We start from the raw sequence: 23,063 nt of genomic DNA, 5'->3' as shown, positions 1-23,063 counted from the left end.
GCGCAGATGTCGGATTCGCCATGTGGCCGGACCCACGAGTGCGGCTTGTTGTGGATTCGTAAAACGCGCCGGACATGCGCAGGCATCCCGTGGACAAATTTTCGCCACGCCGAAGTTGCTCGCACTTGCTGCAGTAACGCTTCGCGTCGTTGAAGCCGATGTAAAGAATCCATGAAGCGTCGCCAGCGTGATCGTCGCGATGGACTGCGCTTGTCATGCAACGTTCATGCATCGCTTGTCGACCCTAGAAATTCGTGGCTAGTCTCGGGATGTCGCTTGTACGGAAAGACACCCAACGCATGACCTCGTTCGTCCTGACCCTTGCCCTGCTAGCGATGGCCTGTCTGTTGTTGATGTCCGGCCGCGGGCGAGTGTGGAAGGCGTGCGTGCTCTCGCTCCTGGGCGTGCTGCTGAGCACGTGGTGGTTCATCGACCGGCTCAGCGGCGATGGCCTCAACGCGGCCACGCTGTATCACCTCAGGGCCGGGATGGAAGGCGCGGGCGTCTCGGATTTCGCGGGCGACATCGCCGCCTATGTCGCGTTGCTGCTGGCCTCGCTGCTGCCGCTGGGTCTGGCGCGCGTGCGGCGCTGGCGCCTGCATGACCAGGCGCGCGCCACGTCCGCTGCCTTCCTCGCCGCTGCCGCGATCGCCGTCACCGCCAGTCCGCTGCCGCGCGATGGCATGCGCCTGTATCGCCTCGGTCAGCCGGTCGATGGCAGCGTGGTGGCCGGCGAGTACCGCGTCCCGCGCGCACCGCTGCCTACGCGCAAGAACATCGTGTGGATCTATGGCGAGAGCCTGGAGCGCACCTACTTCGATCGGAAGGCCTTCGGAGGGATCACGCCGCACCTGCAGCAGCTGGCCAGCGAAGGGCTGGACTTCCGCAACGTGACCTCGGCCGACGGCGGCGGCTGGACCATCGCCGGCATGGTGTCCTCGCAGTGCGGCGTGCCGCTGACCGCCGCGCCGGGCGATGAGAACAGCTTCGGCCGCATGCACAGCTTCCTGCCCGAGGCGCAGTGCCTGGGCGACTATCTGCGCACGCAGGGCTATCGCAACGATTTCATCGGCGGCGCCGATGGCGCGTTCGCCGGCAAGGGCAGCTTCCTGGCCAGCCATGGCTACGACGATGTGCGCGATCTGGCCTGGTTCGAGCGCCAGGGCATCGATCGCCGCCACTTCTCGGCCTGGGGCGTGCACGACGACGTGCTGCTGGATCAGGTGTGGGACAGGTTCCAGGCGCTGTCGCGCGCGGGCCGGCCCTTCATGCTGACCACGCTGACCATGGACACCCACCATCCGGCCGGGCACCTGCCGGTGGCGTGTCAGCGCCAGGGCCAGGACGCGGTGAGCATGCGCGAGGCGATCGCCTGTTCGGACCGATTGATCGGCGAGCTGGTCGCCAGGATCCGCAGCAGCCGCTGGGCCGACAATACGGTGGTGGTGGTCGCCTCCGATCACCTGGCCCTGCCCAACGAGCTGGCCGACACGCTGCGCACGCTGCACCGCGAGAACCTGCTGCTGATGCTGGGCCCGGGCATCGCGCCCAAGCAGGTGGATACGCGCGGCGGCAGCACGCTGGATTCCGGTGCCACGCTGCTGTCGCTGCTGGATCCGGCGCTGGGCGCGATCGGCTTCGGCCGCTCGCTGCTCGACCCGCACGCCAAGCCCAGCGCCAGCGCCGCCTTCGCGCAGGCCGACGGCCGCGACTATCGCCGCTATCTGGCCTACGCCAACCAGCTGTGGACCGGGCGGCAGACGCGCACGCTGCGTGTGGACGACGATCGCCTGGTCGTCGGCGTGCAGGAGCTGCGCCCGCCCGTGCTGCTGGATTACGACAGCAGCTGGAACCTGAAGAACATCACCCTGGAAGACACGCCGCGCCGCTTCCGCAAGGCCAGCCCGGAAAACACCCTGGCCTATGTCGACCGCTGCACCGCCTTCGACAACGACTCACCCGACAGCGGCTGGTGCGCGCTGCTGATCAACAACGCCCGCGATGCGCGGCTGTACCGCAGCGGCGAGCTGGCGCACGGCGTGCGCGTGGACGCGCCGCTGCAGCGCATGGCCGGCGCGCGGCTGGAGCCGCGCCAGCCGGTGATGGTCGGCTCGGCGCTGCGCCAGACCGCGCCCGGCCACTACCAGGTCACGCTGACCACCTCGCACCGGCCCAGCCACGCGTTCTGGATCGAGGCCATGGATGCGCAGGGCAAAGTGCTGGCCCAGCACTGGGCGCTGCCCGATCCTTCCGGCCGCATCGAGATGAGCCTGGACCTGGACCGCGAAGTGGACGACATGCAGATCCGCGCCTGGCTGGGTTCGCCCGACGACATCGGCGTGGACCACGATGTGGCCCTGGTGCCGGCGCCGACGCGCAGCAAGCGCTCGTAACCGCACTCAGTAGGTATAGGTGATCGCCCAGACCGCGCCGGGCTCGGTGCGGCGCACCAGCAGCGGGCTGCTCTGCACCTGGCCCCCGTAGCGCGTGGAGGTGAGCTGGGTCGTGGAGGTCCAGTGCGTGTCGAACTTGTGTTCCCAACCCAGGCCTAACGAACCAGCGTACAGCCCGGCATCGGCCTGGAACGGCGCGAAGTCCGAGTGCGCGGCCTGGGCCGGCGTCACGCCGAACCAGGCCTGGTTGTAATGCGCATCGCCCCACCAGGCATCTACGTCCACGGCCATGCCGTCGTGCGCGGTCTGGAACAGCCCCAGCTCGGTGCCCAGGTGGAACTGGGTGCGCGGCGCGGACTGGCGCAAGGTGCGCTCGGCCTCGGCGCTGACCGACAGCCAGGGCGTGAACTGCGCCTCCAGCATGGTGTGCGAGGTGAAGGCGTCGGGCACCTGGCCCATGCCGGCCAGGCGCGTGCTGCCGGAGCGCCAGCGGCTGTCGTGATCGACGCGGCCGAAGTCGTAGGCCACCGACTGCGACAGGGTGAACACCGGCCCGAGCTGGAACTGCAGGCCGGCGCCGTGCTCCTGATCGGCGAACAGCACGCCGTGCTGCAGCGAGAACACCGGCATGGGCGCGAAGCGACTGCCGCCGCCGCCCGGATAGCGCGACTCGAGCTGGGCGGCCATGCCGATCACCTGTTCGTTATCGCTGGTCGGCTGGGTGACGGTCGCGTCCTGCGCTCTGGCGGGCAAGACCGCCAGCGCGCCGAGGGCCGGCACCGCCAGCAGGAGAGGAATCAAGCGCACATGCATGGTCTAAGGTCCTAGGCGGCCAGGCCTCGCCGGCGGCCTCCCGCCGGGCGAGGCGTGGGTCGGCGCGGCGCGAATCCGCTGGCGAGCCCAGGCCTATCGGTGACCATTTTCTGGCAGAAGATGTCGGGACGATGTCGTACTTGCCGGAGCCGGAACGGTTCCGTTCATGCCCCGCGCGCGTCCGCTGCGGCGCGCGATCGGCCTCAAGGCGCCTGCGGCTGGACCAGCGCGCGCCAGTTCTCCAGGAACTGGCGGCGCTTGAGCGTATCCAGGTACACCAGCAGGCCGGGCCCCAGCGCGATCGGCCGCAGCGCCTCGCCGGCCGGCAGGACCGAGCCCAGGCGCGCCTGCTCGGTCAGCACGCGCTGGCCGCGCGGCGAGAGCAGATAGTCCAGGAAGGATTGCGCCTGCGCGGGGTGCTGCGCCGTGCGCGGGATCACCGCGGTGCGCAGCGCCAGCAGCGTGTAGTCCTCCGGCTGCACCAGACCCAGCGGCGCGCCGGCGTCGATGCGCGCCTGCGCATAGGAGCCCAGCACGTTGTAGGCCAGCAGCAGCTGGCCGCGCGAGACCCGGTCCAGCAGCGGGCCGGTGCGCTCCTCCAGCTGCACCGCGTTGCGGCCCAGCGCGGCCAGCAGCGCGGTGGACACGCTGCCGCGCTGCGCGTCCTGGGTCGCGAACAGATAGCCCACGCCGCTGCGCGCGATGTCGTAGGTGCCCACCCGGCCGCGCAGCGGCGCGTCGGGATCGCGCAGCAGGTCAAGCAGCTGGCGGCGCGTGCGCGGCACCTGGTCCGGCTTGAGCAGGCGTGTGTTGTAGACGATGGCCACCGGCTCGGTGCTGACCGCGAAGACCTCGTGCCGCCACTGCGCCCAGTCGGGCAGCGCCTCGGTCTGCGGCGAGCGATAGGCCAGCGCATGGCCGTCGTTGGCCAGCTTGGTCTGCAGGTCCATGCTGGCGCTGATCATCAGGTCCGGGCCTTGCGCGTCGTTCGGGGCGCGCAGGTAGCGCGCGTACATCTCCCAGGAGACCACCTCCTCGTACAGCACCTCGACGTCCGGATGCAGGCGCTGGTAGTCGGCGATGACGCTGGCGAACACCGGCAGATCGGTCGAGCCCTGCACGCGCAGCTGCGCCCCGGCCTTGCCGGAGGGCGCGGGGAAGCGGCGTGCCTTGTCCGACTGCGCCCAGGCCAGGGGCACCACGCACAGCAACAGCAGCACGGCGAACAGACGCATCGGGCGCATCAGGCGATTCTCGGCAGGCGCAGCGTCACCACCAGCCCGCCCTCGGGCCGGTTGGACAGGTCGATGTGCGCGCCATGGCTGTCGGCCACGCGCTTGACGATGGCCAGGCCCAGGCCGGCGCCGCCCCGGGCGGCCTGCGCGCCGCGGGCGAAGCGTGCGAACACGGTGTTGGCCTCGGCCGCCGGGATTCCGGGCCCACGATCGGCGATGGTCACCACGCACTGCGCCGGCTCCACGCGCAGCGCGATCTCCAGCGGCCCTTGCGCGCCGCCGTGCTTGAGCGCGTTGTCGATCAGGTTCTTCAGGGCCTCACGCAGCAGCAGCGCATCGCCGCGCACGTACGCTGGCGCCGGGTCCATCTCCAGCACCAGGACCGGCTGCGGGCCGACCGCCGGCAGCGCGTCGTGCAAGGCCTGGCGCAGCGCCTCGGCCAGGTCGCAGCGCGTGAAGTCCTGCAGGTTGGAGCGGTGCAGCACGCTGGCATCGCTGAGCAGCTGGTTGAGCAGGCGGCTCATGTGGGTCGCATTGCGCTCTACCGCGATCAGGCTGCGGCGCATGTCGGCCGGATCGTCCTCGTCCAGGCCCAGCTGCGCCTGCGCGCGCAGCGCGGCCAGCGGCGTGCGCATCTGGTGCGCGGCCTCGGCCATGAAGGCGCGCAGGTTCTCGTTGCTGGCCTGCAGGCGCTGCATGAAGCGGTTGAGCGCACCGACCATCTGCTGCATCTCCTGCGGCGCGCCCTCGGGCAGCGGGCGCAGGTCGGAGGGCTCGCGCCGCGACAGGTCGCCCTCCAGCCGCGCCAGCGGCCGCAGCGCGCGCTGCACGCCCAGCCAGACCAGCGCAGCACTGAGCAGCGAGAGCAGCGCCAGCGCGGCCAGCGCGCGCAGCACCAGCTCGCCGGCCAGCGCCTCGCGCGCGCGGCGGGTGTGCCCCACCTCCACCAGGACCTGCGCCTGCGCGGCCGGCGTGGTGATGCGCCGCGCCACCGCCGCCACGCGCACCGGCTCGCCGCTGTAGCGCGTGTCGAACAGCACCGGCTGCCCGTCGCGCGGCGGCCGGCGCGGCATCGGCAGGTCGCCATAGCCGGTGATGGTGCGGCCGCTGCCGTCGAGCACGCGGTAGAAGACGCGGTCCTCCGGCGCCATCGACAGCATGTCCAGCGCCGCGTACGGCAGATCCACCTGCCACTGGCCATCGGCCAGGGCGACGCTGTCCAGGATCGACAGCGCCGAGGACACCAGCAGGTGGTCGTAGGACTGGTTGGCGGCGCGGTTGCCATAGGCGCGTGCGGCGAAGAACAGCACGGCGATGGCCAGCGCCGAAAGCGCGCCCAGATACAGCAGCAGCGTGCGCCGCAGCGAAGGCGCGGCGCGGCTCATGGCGCGGCGGCCTCTGCCTTGTAGCCCACGCCGCGCACGGTGGTGATGCGCAGCGGGCCGTGTTCGCCCAGCTTGCGGCGCAGGCGGCCGATGTACAGCTCGATGGCGTTGGGCCCGGCCTCGTCGTCGAAACCGAACAGGCCCTTGGCGATCTCGTCCTTGCTCACCACCTGCTCCAGCCGGCCCAGCAGGATCTCCAGCAGGCGGAACTCGCGGTTGGGCAGCTCCAGCGCCACGCCATCCACGTGCACCGTGTGCGCGGCGGCGTCGAACACCAGCGTGCCCACCTGCACCGCGGCGGTGGCCTGGCCGCGGCTGCGCCGCAGCAGCACCCGGCAGCGCGCCTCGAACTCGCGGAAGTCGAACGGCTTGGCCAGGTAGTCGTCGGCGCCCACGTCCAGCGCGTGCACGCGATCCTCGATGCCGTCGCGCGCGGTGAGCATCAGCACCGGCGTGGCGTCGCCGCGCTCGCGCAGCTCGCCCAGCACGGTCAGGCCGTCCATGCGCGGCAGGCCGATGTCCAGCACCACCAGGTCGAAGGCCTGGTAGCGCAGCACGCTGGCCGCGCCCAAGCCGTCGCGCTGCCAGTCCACCGCGTGGCCGCTGCGCCGCATGCGTCGCACGATGGCATCGGCCAGGTCCTCGTTGTCTTCGACCAGCAGCAGGCGCATCGGCACGGCCAGCACGGCATGGGGCGCCGCAGGACTCCATCTGCGCGCGGCCGCGTCCATCCCACCTTTGCTGCGCCGCAGCGACAGGACCATGACAGCTTGCGGCCCCTAGCCTGCCTCGCAACCTCGGCGCCCGGGCTCGATCCGCGGCGTCCGATCCGAACCTGGGAGGGTCCGTGTCCACCACCACCAACACCATCGCCGCGCTGGCCGCGGTCCTGGGCGCCTGCGTCGCCGCACCGGCCTTGGCCGCGGACGAGGACACGCGCCCGATCACCGCCGAACTGGGCGGCCGCCTGCACTGGGACTTCGCCGTGTTCGACAACGACGAGCGCGGCGTGCCCAACCGCAACGACACCCAGTTCCGCCGGGTCTGGCTGGATGTCTCCGGGCGCTTCTACGGCTTCATCTACAAGGCCGAGGTCGATCTGGCCGGCCTGCAGGATGCCCCGGGCAGCGCCGGCATCGTCGCGCGCGATGTGTACATCGCCAGAGCGTTCGACGCCGGCACGCTGACGGTGGGCCAGTTCAAGCAGTACTTCAGCCTGGACGATCGCACCGGCTCCAACTACGGCGCGTTCCTGGAGCGCGGCATGGGCCCCAGCACGCTGGCGCCGATCTACCGCAAGGCGGTGTCCTGGCAGGCCACCCTGCCGCATGGCACCTGGGCGGCGAGCGCCTACAGCCTGGAGAGCATCGACAACAGCGCGACCAAGGGCGCGGCGGTCGGCGGGCGCGCCACCTAGCTGCCGCTGGATGCGGGCAGCACGCTGCGGCACCTGGGCCTGTCGCTGGCGCACGAGGCCTACGACCATCCGGGCACGCGCCGGGCCGCCGCGTTGGTGCTGCGGCCGCGCCCGGCCAACGACCTGGCCGACAACAGCCGCCTGACCCTGGCGCGCTTCGACGCCGGCCGCGACACCGACGTGGACAAGTGGTCGCTGGAATACGCCGAGGTCCACGGCCCGCTGTCCTGGCAGGGCGAATACAGCGGCGCGGTGCTGGACGACGGCGCGCAACAGGCGAAGGTGCAGGCCGCCTACGGCTTCGTCAGCTGGTTCGTCACCGGCGAGTCGCGCGGCTACGACCGCAAGACCGGGCGCTTCTCGCGCGTCAAGGCCATGCGCCACCGCACCGGCGCGCTGGAACTGGCGCTGCGCTACGACCGCATGTGGGGTCGGCAGCATCCCGACGGCATGGCCGACACGATCGATGCCTCGATGCGGGCGGTGGCGCTGGGCGCCAACTGGTACTTCCAGCCCAACCTGCGGGTGATGTTCGACGTGATCGACAGCCGCAACCGCGACCACCGCACCGGCACCAGGCTGGACCACACCCTGGCCTACACCGGACGCTTCCAGTACCGCCGTACCGCCGGTGCGGCCTTCAACCCTTGAGGAAACGCGAATGCTGACGCTGCTCGGCTTCGGGATGGTCATCGCCTTCATGTACCTGATCATGTCCAAGCGGCTCTCGCCGTTGGTGGCGCTGATCACGGTGCCGATCGTGTTCGCGCTGCTGGGCGGCTTCGGCGGCGGCATCAACGAGATGATGCTGGAGGGCATCAAGAAGATCGCGCCGACCGGCGTGATGCTGATGTTCGCCATCCTCTATTTCGGCGTGATGATCGATGCGGGGCTGTTCGACCCGTTGGTCGGACGCATCCTGCGCCTGGTAAAGGGCGATCCGCTGAAGATCGTGATGGGCACGGCGATCCTGGCGATGCTGATCTCGCTGGACGGCGACGGCTCGACCACCTACATGATCACCGCCTCGGCCATGCTGCCGCTGTACCACCGGCTGGGCATGAACGCGCTGCGCATGACCTGCGTGACCATGCTCGCCAGCGGCGTGATGAACCTCACCCCGTGGGGCGGGCCGACCGCGCGCGCGGCCACCGCGCTGCACGTGGACCCGGCCGATGTGTTCGTGCCGCTGGTGCCGGCGATGGTCATCGCGCTGCTCAGCATCCTGGCGCTGGCGTGGTGGCTGGGCCTGCAGGAGCGCCGCCGCCTGGGCGTGATCCAGCTGCCGCCGGGCCAGGACTGGATGGACGCCTCGGTGGCCGAGGACGGCAGCGACGCCCTGCCCACGGTCGAGGATGTCGAGCACATCAAGCGGCCCAAGCTGCTGTGGGTCAACTTCGCCCTGACCTGCGCGCTGATGGCGGCGCTGGTGGTGGGCGTGCTGCCGATGCCGGTGCTGTTCATGATCGGCTTCGCCATCGCGCTGGTGATCAACTACCCGGACCTGGCCGAGCAGCGACGCCGCCTGGTCAACCACGCCGGCAACGTGCTGTCGGTGGTGTCGCTGATCTTCGCCGCCGGCATCTTCACCGGCATCCTATCCAACACCGGCATGGTCGAGGCGATGTCGCGCAGCTTCCTGGCGGTGATCCCCGATGCCTGCGGCCCGTACCTGGCGGTGATCACCGCACTGGCCAGCATGCCCTTCACCTTCTTCATGTCCAACGACGCCTTCTACTTCGGCGTGCTGCCGATCCTGTCGCAGGCCGCGGGCGAATACGGCATCACGCCGGTGGAGATGGCGCGCGCCTCGCTGGCCGGCCAGCCGGTGCATCTGCTCAGCCCGCTGGTGCCTTCGACCTATCTGCTGGTGGGCCTGGCCAAGGTGGAGTTCGCCGACCACCAGAAGTTCACCCTCAAGTGGGCGGTGCTGGTCTCGCTGGTGCTGATGGCGGCGGGGTTGGTGTTTGGGTTGTTTCCGTTGGTGGCTTAAGGGGTGGGATTCGGGATTCGGGATTCGGGATTCGGGATTCGGGATTCGGGATTCGGGATTCGGGATTCGGGAATCGGGATTCGGGAATCGGGAATCGGGAATCGGGAAAGCAAACGCCACTGACGCTTCACAGGCCACGCTCGCTTTTTACGGGGCCCGGTTTCCGGGTTCCGACACCTCTTCGAATACTTCCAAGGTCCATCCAATGACACTTCGCATCGCTTACGTCACCAGCGGCATGGGCAGCCTCGGCACGGCCATCTGCCAGAAGCTGGCCCATAGTGGACACACCGTGGTGGTCGGCTGCGGGCCAGACTCGCCGCGCAAGGCCGGCTGGCTGCGCGAGCAGCGCGCGCTGGGCTTCGACTTCATCGTCTCGGAGGGCAATGCGGCCGACTGGGACTCGACCGTGGCCGCCTTCGACCAGGTGCGCTCGGAGGTCGGCGAGATCGACGTGCTGGTCAACAACGCCGGCGGCCACCGCGACCAGCTGTTCCGGCAGATGCAGCGCGCGGACTGGCAGGCGGTGATCAACGGCAACCTCAACGCGCTGTTCAACGTCACCAAGCAGGTGATCGACGGCATGACCACGCGCGGCTGGGGACGCATCGTCAACATCGGCTCGGTCAGCGCGCACCGCGGGCAAATCGGCCAGGTCAACTACGCCACGGCCAAGGCGGCGATGGGCGGCTTCACCCGTGCGCTGGCGCAGGAAGTGGCCACACGCGGGGTGACGGTCAACACGCTCTCGCCCGGTTACATCGCCAGCGCGGCGATCAGCGGCTTCCCGCCCGACATGCTGGAGCGCCTGGCCTCCAGCGTGCCGGTCCGCCGCCTTGGCCAGCCGGCCGAAGTCGCCGGCCTGTGCGCCTGGCTGGTCTCCGACGAAGCCGCCTACGTCACCGGCGCCGACTACGCCGTCAACGGCGGCCTGCATATGGACTGAGCGCGACTCCTGCTCGGTGGGAGCAACTGTCTTCTCAAGTCCCGCAGCGGTCCTCCTGTAGAGCGGAGCTTGCTCCGCTGAGGCCTTCCCCACGAACCGAACGAAGAGCAGCGGAGCAAGCTCCGCTCTACAGGTGGGAGCCGCCATGGCGGCTCCCACAGGGTTTGCGAGGACTGTGCGCACGGCATGGCCCATGTTGTGCCATGCCCTGTCGGGTCGAGGCTCTGCGGCTGACAGGTCAGGATTTCTTTCGAGCCGAAGTCATGAGACATGAAGCGCGCCGCAGCGGGCCGGCGGGCAGTGGCCGCGACGAGCGAGGCAGGAGGCCGAGCGCCCGAATCAGGGCAGGATGCCCCGATTGAGGGGAAAGCGGACGCCGCCCGCCGGACCGCTACCCCTTTCCAAGTCGCAATGCCCACGCGCTGCAATCCCTAGCGCGACAAGAACAAAAAAGGACGGCCAGAAGCCGTCCTTTTTCATATCTCCCGCCAGAACTCGGCAGAAAAACCCGCCTCACTTCAGCCCGCGATTCTCCAGCAGCGGCGCGACGCTGGGATCCTTGCCGCGGAAGTCGCGGTACAGCGTGGCCAGGTCGACCGTGTTGCCGCGCGAGAGGATCTTGTCGCGGAAGATGTCGCCGTTCTTGAGGCTCAGCCCGCCATGCTCCTTGAACCACTCGAACGCATCGTCGTCCAGCACCTCGGCCCAGAAGTAAGCGTAGTAGCCGGCCGAATAGCCGCCGCCCCAGATGTGGTCGAAGTAGGTGGTGCGGTAGCGCGGCGGCACTTCGGCCAGATCGACCTTGTACTTCTTCAGCGAATCGGCCTCGAACTTGTCCACGTCCTGCAGCGGCGCGTCGGCCGGCAGGGTGTGCCAGGACAGGTCCAGCAGCGCCGCCGACAGGTACTCGGTGGTGGCATAGCCCTGGTTGAAGGTGCGCGACTTCTTGATTTTCTCCACCAGATCGGCCGGCATCGCCTCGCCGGTCTGGTAGTGCTTGGCGTAATGCGCGAACACCTTCGGATCGGAGGCCCAGTGCTCGTTGAACTGCGAGGGGAACTCGACGAAGTCGCGCGAGGTGGCGGTGCCGGCCAGGGTCGGATACTTCACGTTGGAGAACATGCCGTGCAGCGCATGGCCGAACTCATGGAACATCGTGGTGACGTCGTCGAAGCTCAGCAGCGCCGGCTGGCCTGGTGCGGGCTTGGTGAAGTTGCAGACGTTGTAGACCACCGGCTTGGTGCCGCTCAGCCCGTTCTGGCCGACGAACTCGTCCATCCAGGCGCCGCCGGACTTGCTGTCGCGCTTGAAGTAGTCGGTGTAGAACAGCGCCAGCGACTTGCCGTCCTGGTCGAACACCTCGTAGACCTTCATCCCGTCGTGGTAGGTCGGGATGTCGGTGCGCTCCTTGAAGGTGATGCCGTAGAGCTGGGTGGCGGCGTAAAACACGCCGTTCTTGAGCACGTTGTCCAGCTCGAAGTACGGCTTGATCTGCGCCTCGTCCAGGTCGTACTTGGCCTTGCGCACCTGCTCGGCGTAGAAGTCCCAGTCGGCGGCGGTGAGCTTGAAGCCGCCCTGCTGCGCGTCGATCACCTTCTGCATCTCGACCGCCTCGCTGCGCGCCTTGGCGGTGGCGGCGGGCACGGTGTCGGTGAGCAGCTTCAGCGCGGCATCCGGCGTCTTGGCCATCTGGTCGCTGAGGCTGTAGGCCGCATAGCTGTCGAAGCCGAGCAGCTTGGCCTTCTGCGCGCGCAGCTGGGCCAGGCGCTGCACGGTCTGGCGGGTGTCGTTGGCGTCGCCCTTCTCGGCGCGCGTCTGCGAGGCGCTCATCACCTGCAGGCGCAGGTCGCGATCCTTCAGCGAGGCCAGCACCGGCTGCTGGGTGGTGTTCTGCAGGGCCAGCAGGTACTTGCCGTCGAGCTTGCGCGCGGCCGCGTCCTGCGCGGCCGAGGCGATGTCGCCGTCGGACAGGCCGTCCAGCTTGGCCTTGTCGTCGACCACCACCGCGCCGGCGGCGGCGGCCGCGACCAGCTTGGTGTGGAACTGCGTGGCCAGGGTGGTCTCTTCGATGTTGAGCTTGCGCAGGGTGGCCTTGTCGGCGTCGGACAGCTGCGCACCGGCGCGCACGAACTCCTGGTACTGGTACTCGACCAGGCGCTTCTGCTCCGGGTCCAGGTTCAAGGTGTCGCGCTGGTCGTAGAGGCTCTTGATGCGCGCGAACAGCTTCGGATCCAGGTTGATCTCGTCCTGGTGCGCGGCGAGCTTGGGCGCGATCTCTTCCTGGATCTTCTGGCGCGCATCGTTGGTATCGGCCTGGACCAGGCCGAAGAAGATGCGCGAGACACGGGTCAGGGTCTCGCCGCTGCGCTCCATCGCCTCCAGCGTGTTGGCGAAAGTGGCGGGCTCCGGGTTGTCAGCGATCTTGCGGATCTCGGCCAGGTGCTGCTGCATGCCTTCCTCGAAGGCCGGCAGGTAGTCGCTGTCCTGGATCTTGTCGAAGGGCGGGGCCTGGAAGGGCAGCGTGCTGGCGCTCAGCAGCGGGTTGGCGCGCTGCGGCGCGGCTTCGGCGGCCGGGGTGGACGCGGCGGGTTTCACGGCATCGGCCTCCGTTTGTGCGTGGCAGGCGGCCAGCGCCAGGCTGATGGCGGTGGCAAGAGCGAGGGTGCGGGTCATGCGGGATCCAGCCATTGCGGAAGAGCCGCGCACGCTACCCGATCTGCCGTTCGGTGGCACGTGCCGGACGCTGGCCGATTGGGCCAAAGGTCAGCGTCAGGACGCATCGGCGCCCGGGCCCGGCCTGCCCGGTCCGGGCGCCGGGCCAGCCACGCCTAAGGCGCCGCCTGGCCGGCCGGCAGCGGCAGTGCGTCGTCCTTGTAGATGGCCACGTGCGGCACGCCGTCGGCGCCGATCCAGCCGCGGTACATGCCCTCGGTATTGAACGGGAAGGCGACCACGCCATCGGCGGCCAGCCCGATCGCACCGCCGTCGCCGCCGGCGGCCGGGATCTCGCGGTTGATCACCGTCTGCGCCGCGCGCACCAGCGACTGGCCGGCGTACTTCATCCGCGCGCAGATGTCATAGGCGGCCACCGCGCGGATGTAGAACTCGCCCCAGCCGGTGCCGGACACGGCGCACTGCGCGTTGGCATAGGTGCCGGCGCCGATGATCGGCGAATCGCCGACCCGGCCGTAGCGCTTGTCGGTCATGCCGCCGGTAGAGGTGCCGGCCGCCAGCCGCCCGGCGCCGTCCAGCGCCAGCGCGCCGACGGTGCCGAAGTGCCTGGCCGTGGCCAGGTCCTCGTGGGCCAGGCCCAGGCGATCTTCCTTCAGCGCCTGCTGCAGCTGCTGCCAGCGCTTTTCGGTGCGGAAGTACGACGGATCGACCAGCGTGATGCCCTGCTCGCGGGCGAAGACCTCGGCGCCATCGCCGACCATCATCACGTGCTGGGAGTGGTCCATGACCGCCTTGGCGAGCAGGATCGGATTCTTGACCCGGTGCACACCGGCGATCGCGCCGGCCTTGCCGCTGGCCCCATCCATGATCGCCGCGTCCAACTCGTTCCTGCCGTCGTGGGTGAACACCGCGCCCTTGCCGGCGTTGAACTGCGGCGAGTCTTCCAGCACGGTGATCGCCGCGGCCACCGCTTCCGGCGCCGGCTTGCCCTGGGTCAGCAGCGCATGGCCGGCCTGCAGCGCGGCGGTCATCGCCGCGCGCGCCTCGGCCTCGTCGGCCGGCGTCATCCCCTTGCGCTCCACGCCCGCCCCGCCGTGGATCACCAGCATCGGCGCATCCAGCAGGACCAGCACGCCGTCGCGCACCGCGTAGCGGCGCTGGAAGACCGGCGCGTCCACCGTGCCGGCCGGCAGGTGCAGCACCGAGCCGGCGCCCACGCCCAGCGTGCGCACCTGCGCCAGTTGCATCGGGCTGTCCTCGGCCTGGCGCTCGGTGAAGCCGCCCTGCACCACCGTCGCGCCGGCGCCGGGCGCGGTGGCGTACACGCGGGCGCTGCCGTCGCCTTCCACCGCCACCGCCGCGCTCTCGTCCACGCCCAGGCCGATCAGCGGATGCCCGGCCAGGGTCTCGGCCTTGGCCACGAAGCCGATCAGCCGGCCCAGCCGGTTGCGTTCGCTGAAGTGCGTGTCGGTGACCACGCCCTTGAGCGCGGCCAAGTGCAGGAAGCCGGTCTCTATGGTGTTCTCCGGCCCCAGCGGATCGGCCAGCGCGCGCGGGCTGGTCTGGCTGCCGCCGTCCATGGCGCCGTACAGATACTCGCCCTGCATGGCCAGGCCGGCGCTGGTGCCGCCCAGCGGCTTGCCCGCGGCCACGTGCGCATCCAGCGCGGCGGCCACCGGCGTGTCCTTCCAGAAGCGCACGTAGCGCGACTGGTCGCCGCCGGCGATGAAGATGCCGTCGGCCCGCTTCAGGGCCTGCAGCATCTTCGGGTCGTAGGCCGCCTGGCGGTCGTGGAAGACGAAGGTCTCCACCGACACCGGGCCGCCGACCTCGCGATAGAACTCGTCGCCCACCTCGCCGGCCTGCGAGGCGCGCAGCACCACCAGGTGGCCGTTGCCGGCCTTGGCGAAGAACCAGCGCAGGGCGTCGTGGTTGCGGTCGCCGCCGCCCATCAGCAGCAGGCCCGGCTGGACCTTGCCCGGCGTGGCGGCCCTGGCGTCGCCCAGCAGGTAGTGGTCCAGCGAGGCCGGCGCGGCCATCGCCACACCCGACCACAGCAGCGCGGCCAGCAGCGGCCAGGACTTGCGCGAAACGGACGGCATGGGCAGGGGTTCCTTTGGAGGGCGACAGCCATGCAGGACGAACGAACAGCGCCAATCCCCCCGTGGGCAACAGCGCGCCCGCTCGGCTATGGTGCAGGCCATGCGCACCGCCCTGGACGACTGGTTCATCCGCGAGATCCTGATCCACGAGGCGTCGCTGAGCGCGTATCTGCGCCGCAGCTGGTCGCGGCCCGACGAGGTCCACGACCTGCGCCAGGAGATCTACGTGCGCGTCTACGAGGCCGCCGGCAAGGCGCTGCCGACCGCGCCCAAGTCCTTCCTGTTCGCCACCGCCCGCCACCTGATGACCGACCGGCTGCGCCGCGGGCGGGTGGTGTCGATCGAGGCAGTGGGTGATCTGGACGCCTTGCACGTCTTGGTGGATGAGGCCTGTCCCGAACGCGTGTGCGGCGGACGGCAGGTGCTCAGGCGGCTGGCCGAGGCGTTCGACCGGCTGCCGGACCGCTGCCGGGAAGTTGTGTGGCTGCGGCGGGTGGAGGAACTGTCGCAGAAGGAGGCGGCCATGCGCATGGGCATCAGCGAGAAGACCGTGGAGAAGCACCTGGCCAAGGGCATGCGCCTGCTGGCCGGGGCCTATCACGGCGGCGGCCCGGCGCGCCCCGCCACCACCGCATCGCAACCGACCGGACACCGGCATGTCGACGGACAGCGCCAGGATTGAGTCGCGCGCGGCCGCGTGGCTGGCGCGGCGCGACTGCGGGGACTGGGACACCCAGGCACAGGACGCGCTGGAAGCCTGGCTGGCGCAGGCCACCGCGCACCGCATCGCCTTCCTGCGGCTGGAGGCGGCCTGGGAGCAAAGCGGGCGCCTGGCCGCGCTCGGCGCCGGGGTGGCGCCGGGCACGGTGCCGCCGCGCGGCGCCTGGTCGTCCACGGCGGCACCGCCCACCGCACCCGCCGCGGCCCCCGGCCCGGGCGCCGACCTGTCGCAGGTGGTCTTCGCCCCGCGCCCCGCGCGCTCCCACCGCCGCTGGCCTGCCCTGCTGGCCGGCGCGGCCGTGCTGCTGCTCGCCCTGGGCGTGGCCGGCGCCGGCTGGAGGCACTACGCGGTCACCGAAAGCGCGAGTTATGCCAGCGCGCTGGGCCAGCTGCAGCCGGTGGCGCTGTCCGACGGCTCGCGCGCCACTCTCAGCAGCGACAGCCTGATCGAGGTCGCGCTGTCGGCCGCGCGCCGGCGCATCGCGCTGAAACGCGGCGAGGCCTACTTCGAGGTGGCCAAGGACGCCGACCGGCCGTTCGTGGTCGAGGCCGGCGAACGCCGCGCGGTGGCGGTGGGCACGCGCTTCTCGGTACGCCGCGACGGCGCCACCACCCGCGTGGTCGTCACCGAAGGCACGGTGCGGCTGGAATCGGACGACCACGGCGACCGCCCCGCCCCGACCACGCTGCTGCCGGCCGGCAGCATCGCCATCGCTGGTCCGGACGGGGTGCTGGTGCGCAGCGTGCCGGTGGCCGAGGCCGAGGCCGCGCTGGACTGGCGCGGCGGCCTGCTGAGCTTCCGCGACACAGCCCTGGGCGAGGCGGTGGCCGAATTCAATCGCTACAACGCGCACAAGCTGGTGGTGGCCGACGCCCGCGCCGCCGCGTTGCGGGTGTCGGGCACCTTCCAGTGGGACAACGCCGACGGCTTCGTGCGCCTGCTCGAACGCGGCTTCCCCGTGCACGCCGAACGCCGCCCCGGGACGGTGCTGCTGCACAGCCGCTGAGCACGCCGCGCGTCGATCGCGTGGGGGGAGTGGCGGACTTGTTCGTCCTGAGCCTTGCATGGGCGCGCCCCCCGCACGCCCGCCACTCTGGGGAGAGTCGAATGCATTCCAAGCTGCGAACGCTGCTGTTGAGCGCTGCCTGTGCGGCGGCCCTGTCCGCCCAGGCCCAGGCCGCCAGCCAACTGGACATCCCGGCCGGCAGCCTGGACGGCGCCTTGCAGGCGCTCTCGCGCCAGACCGGCGCGCAGCTGCTCTACCGCCCCGAGCAGCTGGCCGGCCTGCAGACCCGCGGCGTGCGCGGCGAGCTGAGCCCGGCGCAGGCCGCCGAGCGCCTGCTCGAAGGCAGCGGCCTGGTCGCCCGGCGCGACGCCTCCGGCGCCCTGCTGATCGCCCGCCAGGACGCGACCCCGCGGCCTGCGCCCGGCGCGCGCCCGAAGCCCGCGCCCGCGCCGCAGGCCGACAGCGACGCCCCGACCGACCTGGAGCGCCTGCAGGTCACCGGCTCGCGCATCCCGCGCGCCCAGGTCGAGGGTCCTGCGCCGATCACCACCATCACCGCCGAGGACATCAAGGCCAAGGGCTTCACCACCGTGCCCGACGTGCTGCGCGCGATCACCCAGAACGGCGGCGAGACCCAGAGCCAGCAGTCGGCCAACGGCGCGGACTTCTCGCCCGGCGCCCAGCAGGTGGACCTGCGCGGGCTGGGGCCCAACCACACCCTGGTGCTGGTCAACGGCCGCCGCATCGCCGACTTCCCGCTGCCGTTCAAGGGCCGCAGCAACTTCACCGACATCTCCAACATCCCGCTGGGGATGATCGAGCGCATCGAGATCCTCAGCGGCAGCGCCTCGGCGGTGTACGGCTCGGACGCGATCTCCGGCGTGGTCAACTTCATCCTGAAGAAGCACGCCGACGGCACCACCGTGGACTACCGCTTCGGCACCACCAGCCGCGGCGATGCCGACTCGTTCGACCTGAGCATCTCCAGCGGCTTCGAGCGCGGCGCCTTCAGCGCGGTGTACGGACTGGAGTACACCGGACAAAACCCGCTGTGGGCCTATCAGCGCGGCATCCAGGACTCCTCGCAGGATTCCCCCGTGGCCAGCGGCCGGATCGCGCGCCGCGGCTTCCTGCGCACCGACTACTACGACACCTACCTCGACCCGGGCCGGGACACCTGCGAGGCGCTGGCCCGCTTCAACGGCCACTCCACCTACTACGCCTCGCGCCCGCGTTACGGCGACTACGATCCCGCGCTGGACGACTACGGCCCCGGCTACTACTGCGGCAGCGACAAGGCGATCGGCTACGGCACCATCATCAGCAAACGCGAGGGGCTCAACGCCTACGGCAGCTTCAACTACGACTTCGGCGACGGGCTGCGCTGGTTCGCCGACGTGCAGGCCGGCTACCACACCATCGACCTGTTCCGGGACGTGCGCAGTTGGTCCTACCAGCAGCCCAACGGGCAGAAGGACGGCTACTTCTACAACCAGGCCACCGAGCAGGTGGAGTACTGGCAGCGCCAGTTCACGCCCGAGGAAATGGGCGGGCTGAACACCGGCACGGTCCGCAACCGGCAGAAGACCTTCAGCCTCACCACCGGCCTGGCCGGCCGGTTCGGCCAGGCCTGGGACTGGGAGGCCTCGCTGTCGCATTCGCAGTACTCGCTGGCGGTGAGCTGGCCGCAGATCGTGGCGTCCAAGGCCAACGACCTGTTCCTGGGGACGATGCTGGGCATCGACGAGGACTCGGGCTATCCCATCTACAACGCCGATCCGGCGCGCCTGTACACCCCGCTGACCCGCGCCGAGTACGACGGCATCTTCGCGCGCTCCACCTACCACCCCGAGTCGCGCAACGACACGCTGGCCTTCACCCTGACCAACACCGCGCTGTTCGGCCTGCCCGGCGGACCGGCCGGGCTGTCGGCCACCGCCGAGCTCGGCAGCCAGGGCTACGACCTCAAGCCCGATCCGCTGGCCACGCAGGACTACTACTACAGCTGGAAGGACTCCGACGGCCACGGCAGCCGCAACCGCTGGGCGGTGGCCAGCGAACTGCGCCTGCCGCTGCTGGAGCGCCTCAACCTGAGCCTGGCCGGGCGCTTCGACCAGTACCGCTTCGCCGGCCGCAGCATCGACAAGCCGACCTGGAGCGCGGGCGTGGAATGGCGCCCGATCGACGCGCTGCTGCTGCGCGGCTCCTACGGCACCGCCTTCCGCGCGCCGGACCTGCACTACCTGTTCGCCCAGGAAGGCGAGGACGAGACCTCCGGCGTGGACTACTACCGCTGCGACACCGAGGAGGCCGGCACGCCGTACGAGGACTGCAGCTACGGCGACGAGGGCATCGTGCGCACGCGCGTGGGCAACCGCGACCTCAAGCCGGAGACCAGCACCGCGTGGACCGCCGGCCTGGTGTTCTCGCCCACGCCAAGCTTCGACATCTCGCTGGACTGGTTCGACATCGACATGCGCGACCAGGTGCAGGACCTGCGCGTGGACGTGGTCCTGCGCAACGAGCGCGACTGCCTCACCGGCGCGGTCCCGCTCAGCTCGGGTACCTGCGTGGACGCGCTCTCGCGCGTCACCCGGCTGGCGGACGGCAAGCTCTACGGCGTGTCCGTCGAACCGATCAACATCGCCCGCGAACGCACCTCCGGCGCCGACCTGGCCGCGCACTGGAAGCTGGACACCGGCCTGGGCCTGTTCACGCTGGGCCTGGACTACACCTGGGTGCACCGCCACGACATCCAGGTCTATGCCGGCGATCCGATGGTGGACGAGTTCGCCATCAACAGCGGCTACGACATCCCGCGCACCAAGACCAGCGCCAGCCTGGGCTGGAGCAAGGCCGCCTGGTCGGCCACCGTGTACGGCCAGCGCCTGGGCAAGCTGCCCAACTACGCCTCCTACGACCAGGACTTCGACGAGGACTCGGGCCAGAGCCCGTGGGTCGAGGCGACCTGGCGCTACAACCTGTCGCTGTCGCGGCAGTTCGGCGACCGCGCGCGCCTGTCGCTGACGGTCAACAACGTGCTGGACAAGATGCCGCCCAAGGACGCCAGCTACACCGCCTATCCGTACTACGACGTGTCCTGGTTCGATTCGCTGGGGCGCAGCCTGTATCTGGACTTCACCTACAAGTTCGGCGGCAAGGCCTTGTGAGAACCGCGTGCTGAGGAACGAGGAACGCGCGCGCGCGCCAGAGCGCGGGTCGAAGCTCCGCGCTCACTCGCGCCTCGTTCCTCTCCGCCGGTTCCTCAGACAGTGCCGCGCGTCTTGCCCATCCACGGCCGGTACCAGGCGCGGATGGCGGCCATGTCGGCCTCCATGTCGGCGCTGGTGTGGAACACCGGCCCCAGGCCGATGATCTTCTCGGGGTAGTGGAAGTAGGCCATCAGCACCGGCACATCGGCGGCGCGGGCGATCTTCCAGAAGCCCGCCTTCCACTTGTCCACGCGGTTGCGCGTGCCCTCGGGGGTGACCACGAACCAGATGCGCTCGCTGCGGCGGATGGTGTCCACCGCGGTGCTGACCACACCGCCGGCGTTGGCACGATCCACCGGCACCACGCCCAGCTTGTGCAGCAGGATCGACAGCGGCCACCAGAACAGGCTGGCCTTGGCCAGCACCTTGACCTCGAAGCCCATCGCGATCTTGGCCGCCATGCCCCACAGCCCGTCCCAGTTGGACGAATGCGGGGCCACGATCATCACTAGCTTGGGGATGTCCGGCAGCTCGCCGGCGATGCGCCAGCCGCTCAGGCGCAACAGCGTGCGCGCGCACCAGCGGTTGAAGCGGTTGGGCTTCACACGCGGCATGTTGCGGGGGGGGGCCGGCATCTGGCCCGGCGGCCTCGGGGTCGGGTCAGTCCCAGTCACGTGCGGTCCGGTTGCGCTTGATCTGGCCACGGGTCTTCTTCTCATCCAGCCGGCGCAGCTTGGAGGCGCGGCTCGGTCGGGTCGCCACGCGCGCCTTGGGCACCGACAGGCTGGCGGCGATGATGTCGGCCAGGCGCTCGCGTGCGTCCTGGCGGTTGCGGTCCTGGGTGCGGAAGCGCTGCGCGTCGATCACCAGCACCCCCTCGTCGGTCAGGCGCCGGTCGCGACGCGCCAGCAGGCGGCTGCGCAGGGCCTCGGGCAGCGACGGCGAGCCGGCCACGTCGAAACGCAGCTCCACCGCGCTGGACACCTTGTTGACGTTCTGCCCGCCGGCGCCGCTGGCGCGCACGAAACGCTCGACCAGCTCCTCCTCGGGGATCGACAGCGCAGGGGTGATCTGGAGGGAACCGGCCGGCATGGCCGCGATTGTAGGACAAGGCGATGACACGCCGTGCGATGCCGCGACATGCGGGCCGGCGCCCATCGCGGTCCTGAACCCCGGCCCGCGCGCGCACCTGACGAGTCTGTCATCGCGCTTTGCGAGCGAGGCGAACCGACGCAGAATCGCCGCCCTTGCTTAGTGAAATTTTTACACGCACCCCGCGCCGGCTCGGCACCATCGCCGGTCACGTTGCGCGCCTTTTCGAGATCCACATGCCACGCCGTCGATTCACGTCCGTCCTGTTGTTGCTGTCCCTGCTGGCGGCGGTCTGCGCGCCCGCGCTGGCCCGCGTGCCGACCGACGAGGAGATCGACCGACTGCTGGCCGCCTCGCGCGCGCAGAGCATGCTGGCGGCGATCCAGCCCCAGGTCGAGGCCATGCAGCGCGAGCAGTTCGCCCAGCTGACCCAGGGCAAGACGCTGACCCCGCAGCAGCAGGCCGAGATCCAGCAGATCCAGGCCAAGACCTCCGAGATCGTGCGCCAGTCGCTGGCCTGGGAGCAGATGCGCCCGGTCTATCTGGACGTGTACCGCAAGACCTTCGACGACGACGACGTCAAGGCGATGACCAAGTTCTACGAGAGCAAGGCCGGCCAGCGCCTGCTGGACCGCACGCCGGCGGTGATGCAGAGCCTGATGGTCGGCATCCAGCAGAAGATGATCCCGCAGCTCGAGGCGCTGCAGGCCGAGGTCAAGACCGTCTCGGCCGAGCCCCTGCCCGCCCCGCCGGTGTCCCCGCCGGAGGAGCGCCGCAAGTCGGCCACGACCAGCAGCACCCGCAAGAAGGCCACCTCGACCAGCAAGAAGTCGAGCACCAAGTCGAGCACGAAGAAGTCCAGCTCCAGCAAGTCGAGCAGCAGCAAGTCCGGCTCGACCAAGGCCAGCACCACCAAGAAGGCCACCACCAGCAAGACCCCGGCCAAGAAGACCACCACGACCAAGAAGGCCTCGTAGCGCCGCACCCGGCGCAGGGCGGCAGCCCTGAAGACGGCGTCCGCGAGCTTGCCGCCAGCCGCAGCCGCAGCCGCAGCCGCAGCCGCAAAGCCTCACACCTTTCTCGGCACGCAGACGAAGCGGAGCCACCCACAGCCCCCCTCGTCCCCCCGAAGTCCAGAACAGCCCCTCACCTTTCGCGAAGCGAAGGGGGAGGTTGGGAGGGGGTGCTCTTGCTTTTGACTTCCCCGCGAAGAGCACCCCTCCCCATCCCTCCCCTTGGCCTGCGGCCAAAGGGAGGGGGCAGAAGCAGAATGCGAGCGCCTCAGGAAAAGGCTGAGCAAGAAGTCGTTCCCCGCCAAGCGGGAAACAACAGAGGCGCTTCTACCGGAAGCCCTAAAGCGCCAACTGCGCCCGCGGCGGCAGACGCCAGTCCACCGCCCCCAACCCATGCCGATCGAGATACTCGTTGGCCTGCGAGAAATGCCGGCAGCCCAAAAAGCCGCGGTGCGCCGACAGCGGCGAAGGATGCGGCGCCTTCAGCACCCGATGCCGGCGCGGATCGATCACCTTGCCCTTGGCCTGCGCATAGCTGCCCCAGAGCAGGAACACCAGATGCTCGCGCTCCTGCGCCAGCGTCTGGATCACATGGTCGGTGAAACCCTCCCAGCCCTTGCCCTGATGCGCGCCGGCGCGGCCCTCCTCGACCGTCAGCACCGAGTTGAGCAGCAGCACGCCATGGCGCGCCCACGGCATCAGGCAACCGTGATCCGGCGGAGTGAAGCCGATGTCGCTGGCCAGCTCCTTGTAGATGTTCTGCAGCGACGGCGGCACCGGCACGCCCGGCAGCACCGAGAAGCACAGCCCGTGCGCCTGCCCGGCGCCGTGATACGGATCCTGGCCCAGGATCACCACCTTGACCGCCTCGAACGGCGTGGCATCGAACGCCGCGAAGATCCGCGGCCCCGGCGGAAACACATGCGCCCCGGCCTGCTTGCGCTGACGCAGGAACGCCGACAGCGCCTGCATCTCCGGCCGCAGCAGCCAATCGCCCACCCGCGCCTTCCACGAAGGCTCGAGCTGGATGCGGGGATTGGAAGCGTTGTCGTCGGTCATGTG

The 23,063-nt window shown here is 70.0% G+C and carries 16 protein-coding genes and 2 pseudogenes; 8 read left to right on the top strand and 10 right to left on the bottom strand.

Annotation, left to right across the window (positions count from 1 at the left end; translation table 11 throughout):
* The first annotated feature begins 299 nt into the window (after nt 1–299).
* On the top strand, nt 300–2,393 hold the full coding sequence (locus tag EAT51_RS13340) for a phosphoglycerol transferase I (protein ID WP_130521565.1): 2,094 nt from the start codon (nt 300–302) through the stop codon (nt 2,391–2,393).
* A gap of 6 nt (nt 2,394–2,399) precedes the next feature.
* On the opposite strand, the gene EAT51_RS13335 is transcribed toward EAT51_RS13340, so the two are convergent.
* From EAT51_RS13335 to EAT51_RS13320, 4 genes are all read right to left on the bottom strand, one after another.
* Nucleotides 2,400–3,194: a MipA/OmpV family protein gene (locus EAT51_RS13335; protein WP_165422014.1), complete on the bottom strand. Its 795-nt coding sequence runs from the start codon at nt 3,192–3,194 to the stop codon at nt 2,400–2,402.
* 215 nt (nt 3,195–3,409) lie between these two features.
* Nucleotides 3,410–4,441 carry an ABC transporter substrate-binding protein gene (locus EAT51_RS13330; protein ID WP_130521667.1) on the bottom strand — a complete coding sequence of 344 codons (1,032 nt, stop codon included), beginning with the start codon at nt 4,439–4,441 and terminating at the stop codon, nt 3,410–3,412.
* Between the two features lie 8 nt (nt 4,442–4,449).
* Nucleotides 4,450–5,826 carry a sensor histidine kinase gene (locus EAT51_RS13325; RefSeq protein WP_130521560.1) on the bottom strand — a complete coding sequence of 459 codons (1,377 nt, stop codon included), beginning with the start codon at nt 5,824–5,826 and terminating at the stop codon, nt 4,450–4,452.
* Complete coding sequence (locus tag EAT51_RS13320) at nt 5,823–6,497, bottom strand: response regulator transcription factor (protein ID WP_130561757.1); 675 nt, start codon at nt 6,495–6,497, stop codon at nt 5,823–5,825. The genes EAT51_RS13325 and EAT51_RS13320 overlap by 4 nt, the downstream gene beginning before the upstream one ends.
* A gap of 176 nt (nt 6,498–6,673) precedes the next feature.
* Between EAT51_RS13320 and EAT51_RS13315 the strand changes: the two are divergent.
* From EAT51_RS13315 to phbB, 3 genes and pseudogenes are all read left to right on the top strand, one after another.
* A pseudogene (locus EAT51_RS13315) lies at nt 6,674–7,894 on the top strand (OprO/OprP family phosphate-selective porin).
* Nucleotides 7,895–7,904: 10 nt separating this feature from the next.
* Nucleotides 7,905–9,236, top strand: coding sequence for a CitMHS family transporter (locus EAT51_RS13310; RefSeq protein ID WP_130521558.1), 1,332 nt, complete (start codon nt 7,905–7,907; stop codon nt 9,234–9,236).
* 205 nt (nt 9,237–9,441) lie between these two features.
* Entirely contained in the window at nt 9,442–10,182 is a 741-nt protein-coding gene (gene phbB / locus EAT51_RS13300) for an acetoacetyl-CoA reductase (protein ID WP_130521557.1), read from the top strand.
* 513 nt (nt 10,183–10,695) lie between these two features.
* On the opposite strand, the gene dcp is transcribed toward phbB, so the two are convergent.
* From dcp to EAT51_RS20660, 3 genes and pseudogenes are all read right to left on the bottom strand, one after another.
* The gene (gene dcp, locus EAT51_RS13295) at nt 10,696–12,855 is read right to left on the bottom strand and encodes a peptidyl-dipeptidase Dcp (RefSeq protein ID WP_130521555.1); all 2,160 of its coding nucleotides are present in this window, start codon (nt 12,853–12,855) and stop codon (nt 10,696–10,698) included.
* 155 nt (nt 12,856–13,010) lie between these two features.
* Complete coding sequence (locus tag EAT51_RS20665; protein ID WP_228257939.1) at nt 13,011–13,964, bottom strand: isoaspartyl peptidase/L-asparaginase family protein; 954 nt, start codon at nt 13,962–13,964, stop codon at nt 13,011–13,013.
* A 237-nt stretch (nt 13,965–14,201) separates the two neighbouring features.
* Nucleotides 14,202–14,618, bottom strand: a pseudogene (locus tag EAT51_RS20660) (cyanophycinase); the annotation flags it as partial.
* Between the two features lie 439 nt (nt 14,619–15,057).
* Between EAT51_RS20660 and EAT51_RS13285 the strand changes: the two are divergent.
* The 3 genes from EAT51_RS13285 to EAT51_RS13275 all read left to right on the top strand — a co-directional run bounded on the left by EAT51_RS13285 (nt 15,058) and on the right by EAT51_RS13275 (nt 19,854).
* Nucleotides 15,058–15,639, top strand: coding sequence for an RNA polymerase sigma factor (locus tag EAT51_RS13285; RefSeq protein WP_130521553.1), 582 nt, complete (start codon nt 15,058–15,060; stop codon nt 15,637–15,639).
* Entirely contained in the window at nt 15,614–16,684 is a 1,071-nt protein-coding gene (locus EAT51_RS13280) for a FecR family protein (RefSeq protein ID WP_130521551.1), read from the top strand. The genes EAT51_RS13285 and EAT51_RS13280 overlap by 26 nt, the downstream gene beginning before the upstream one ends.
* Before the next feature lie 101 nt (nt 16,685–16,785).
* Nucleotides 16,786–19,854, top strand: coding sequence for a TonB-dependent receptor (locus tag EAT51_RS13275; protein WP_130521549.1), 3,069 nt, complete (start codon nt 16,786–16,788; stop codon nt 19,852–19,854).
* A gap of 95 nt (nt 19,855–19,949) precedes the next feature.
* On the opposite strand, the gene EAT51_RS13270 is transcribed toward EAT51_RS13275, so the two are convergent.
* Together EAT51_RS13270 and arfB are read right to left on the bottom strand one after the other, a co-directional pair.
* The gene (locus EAT51_RS13270) at nt 19,950–20,510 is read right to left on the bottom strand and encodes a lysophospholipid acyltransferase family protein (RefSeq protein WP_130521547.1); all 561 of its coding nucleotides are present in this window, start codon (nt 20,508–20,510) and stop codon (nt 19,950–19,952) included.
* Between the two features lie 46 nt (nt 20,511–20,556).
* The gene (gene arfB / locus EAT51_RS13265; RefSeq protein WP_130521545.1) at nt 20,557–20,988 is read right to left on the bottom strand and encodes an alternative ribosome rescue aminoacyl-tRNA hydrolase ArfB; all 432 of its coding nucleotides are present in this window, start codon (nt 20,986–20,988) and stop codon (nt 20,557–20,559) included.
* Nucleotides 20,989–21,254: 266 nt separating this feature from the next.
* Between arfB and EAT51_RS13260 the strand changes: the two genes are divergently transcribed.
* Nucleotides 21,255–21,965: a DUF2059 domain-containing protein gene (locus EAT51_RS13260; protein ID WP_228257934.1), complete on the top strand. Its 711-nt coding sequence runs from the start codon at nt 21,255–21,257 to the stop codon at nt 21,963–21,965.
* Between the two features lie 375 nt (nt 21,966–22,340).
* Here EAT51_RS13260 and ung read toward each other — a convergent pair whose 3' ends face one another.
* Entirely contained in the window at nt 22,341–23,060 is a 720-nt protein-coding gene (gene ung, locus EAT51_RS13255; protein ID WP_130521542.1) for a uracil-DNA glycosylase, read from the bottom strand.
* Nucleotides 23,061–23,063 lie beyond the last annotated feature (3 nt).

It is taken from the genome of Pseudoxanthomonas winnipegensis (assembly GCF_004283755.1).
GTDB lineage: Bacteria > Pseudomonadota > Gammaproteobacteria > Xanthomonadales > Xanthomonadaceae > Pseudoxanthomonas_A > Pseudoxanthomonas_A winnipegensis.
This window is presented reverse-complemented; position numbering and strand designations above follow the sequence as displayed.

What these genes read in the sequence shown, in the direction of transcription:
- EAT51_RS13340 (WP_130521565.1), top strand. Translation starts at nt 300, where the DNA reads ATGACCTCGTTCGTCCTGACCCTTGCCCTGCTAGCGATGGCCTGTCTG.
- EAT51_RS13330 (WP_130521667.1), bottom strand. Translation starts at nt 4,441, where the DNA reads ATGCGTCTGTTCGCCGTGCTGCTGTTGCTGTGCGTGGTGCCCCTGGCC.
- EAT51_RS13325 (WP_130521560.1), bottom strand. Translation starts at nt 5,826, where the DNA reads ATGAGCCGCGCCGCGCCTTCGCTGCGGCGCACGCTGCTGCTGTATCTG.
- EAT51_RS13320 (WP_130561757.1), bottom strand. Translation starts at nt 6,497, where the DNA reads ATGCGCCTGCTGCTGGTCGAAGACAACGAGGACCTGGCCGATGCCATC.
- EAT51_RS13310 (WP_130521558.1), top strand. Translation starts at nt 7,905, where the DNA reads ATGCTGACGCTGCTCGGCTTCGGGATGGTCATCGCCTTCATGTACCTG.
- phbB (WP_130521557.1), top strand. Translation starts at nt 9,442, where the DNA reads ATGACACTTCGCATCGCTTACGTCACCAGCGGCATGGGCAGCCTCGGC.
- dcp (WP_130521555.1), bottom strand. Translation starts at nt 12,855, where the DNA reads ATGACCCGCACCCTCGCTCTTGCCACCGCCATCAGCCTGGCGCTGGCC.
- EAT51_RS20665 (WP_228257939.1), bottom strand. Translation starts at nt 13,964, where the DNA reads ATGCTGGTGATCCACGGCGGGGCGGGCGTGGAGCGCAAGGGGATGACG.
- EAT51_RS13285 (WP_130521553.1), top strand. Translation starts at nt 15,058, where the DNA reads ATGCGCACCGCCCTGGACGACTGGTTCATCCGCGAGATCCTGATCCAC.
- EAT51_RS13280 (WP_130521551.1), top strand. Translation starts at nt 15,614, where the DNA reads ATGTCGACGGACAGCGCCAGGATTGAGTCGCGCGCGGCCGCGTGGCTG.
- EAT51_RS13275 (WP_130521549.1), top strand. Translation starts at nt 16,786, where the DNA reads ATGCATTCCAAGCTGCGAACGCTGCTGTTGAGCGCTGCCTGTGCGGCG.
- EAT51_RS13270 (WP_130521547.1), bottom strand. Translation starts at nt 20,510, where the DNA reads ATGCCGCGTGTGAAGCCCAACCGCTTCAACCGCTGGTGCGCGCGCACG.
- arfB (WP_130521545.1), bottom strand. Translation starts at nt 20,988, where the DNA reads ATGCCGGCCGGTTCCCTCCAGATCACCCCTGCGCTGTCGATCCCCGAG.
- ung (WP_130521542.1), bottom strand. Translation starts at nt 23,060, where the DNA reads ATGACCGACGACAACGCTTCCAATCCCCGCATCCAGCTCGAGCCTTCG.